This is a genomic window from Bradyrhizobium sp. SZCCHNR1043 (genome assembly GCF_032489675.1).
GTDB lineage: Bacteria > Pseudomonadota > Alphaproteobacteria > Rhizobiales > Xanthobacteraceae > Bradyrhizobium.
Genome location: NZ_JAUEYN010000035.1, coordinates 1 through 1,432, shown reverse-complemented (window position 1 = coordinate 1,432; position 1,432 = coordinate 1). Strand labels below are relative to the sequence as shown.

The 1,432-nt window shown below is 61.0% G+C and carries 1 protein-coding gene; it reads right to left on the bottom strand.

The features are described from left to right. Nucleotides 1-3: 3 nt before the first annotated feature. A complete protein-coding gene (locus QX039_RS33025) occupies nucleotides 4-1,350 on the bottom strand; it encodes an IS4 family transposase (protein ID WP_315774328.1) in 1,347 nt (448 codons plus the stop codon). Nucleotides 1,351-1,432: the final 82 nt, after the last annotated feature.

Genomic DNA, 1,432 nt, shown 5'->3' with positions numbered 1-1,432 from the left:
GGGCTACGGGATTCCCGGTTTTATGCTTTGGGTTGCAAGTAGATAGCCTTCAAGCATTGCAGCGAGACGATCCCAGCCGTCTCGCATTGTCTTTGGCCCTGGTGGTTTACCGTAGCAATTCCAGCCGCCGAGGCGTGCCGCGATCCATGCGACGAACGCGAGGGAATCGGGAGGATGTGGGTTCTGCTGCCGCGCGGTCTTGCCTTCGAGCGTTTTTGATAGGTGCCCCAGAGCTGGTCTGAAGGCCGGGTCGATCACGTCGCTCATGGGACGGGGACTGCCGTCTCTGGCGTCGACAAGCTGGATGGTCCGGATAGCGCCAGCAAGCCCGATCGCCGCGAGATTGAACATGCGATCGGCATCGATGACCTGACTGTCGTCGAGAGCCAAGCCATCGCTCTTGAGAGCACGGAAGACCTGTTCGATGCGCCAGCGCAATCGATAGAGTTGCACGATCTGTTCGGCATCTGCCGCGCTGGCAACGGAATGGGTCGTGAGCAGATGCCACAACAACGGTGTTTTGCCGGCGGGCGCATCGATCTCACGCGCCTGTATCAAAGTCATGTCGATGGCATCGCAGGCCTCTGATCGTTTCAGGCTCTGTGGCCGGGCAAGAGACACGCTTCCGGCGCGAAGCTCGACGGTCGCCCCGCGCCCTTTATCGCCGGGGCCGCGCGGCGCCACCTTGACGAGGCTTGTTTTCAGCACCTTCGTCTCGGCAAGCGCTGCAAACAGCATTTTGCCATCGGACAGGCAGCGATCTTGCGCAGCACGCACGATCAGATCGAGCCCTTCCGGCTTACGCGTAAACAACGGGTAGATGTCGCTTTCGCGATCGGCGACCATCGTGACGCTGGCCGCCTCCGATAAGACGCCGGCAGCCGCCTGACAGCCATACAGCCAGCGTATCGACTCCTTATCCTCGATCGCTCGCTTGCGGCGAGCCGGAACTCGTCCGGCTGAGCGCGTCCAGATTTCCGCATCGACAAGTCCCAACACCGCCTCGCTCTCGACGTCGAGGGCAATCACGGGATGGATGAAGAAGCCGGGTGTTTTTCCGTCCCCGCCAGGACCGAAGCCGCGCCGCTTCTTGTCACGGCCGGAGAAATTGATCTCGCTCGTGTCCTGGATCGCCAGAATACGCCGTCCCACGCATTGAGCCGCAGTCCGAGCCGCCAGCGTCTCGACGATCCGATCGACCGAGACGTGGTGCGAGGACAGAAATCGGTGAATGGCCTTCTCGCCGGCTCGCGTCTCCCCCAACTTCCGCAAGACCAGCGTGCCTGCTGTCGCCACCCGTTCGATCAGCCAGTCAGCCCGCTCCGCAACTCGAATATCGCCAAATGACATTCAAAGCTCTCCACCGAACCGGTCGAAAACTTTGAATCACATCCAGAAATCGCTTGGAATCGCTTTCGGGCATCCCGTAGCC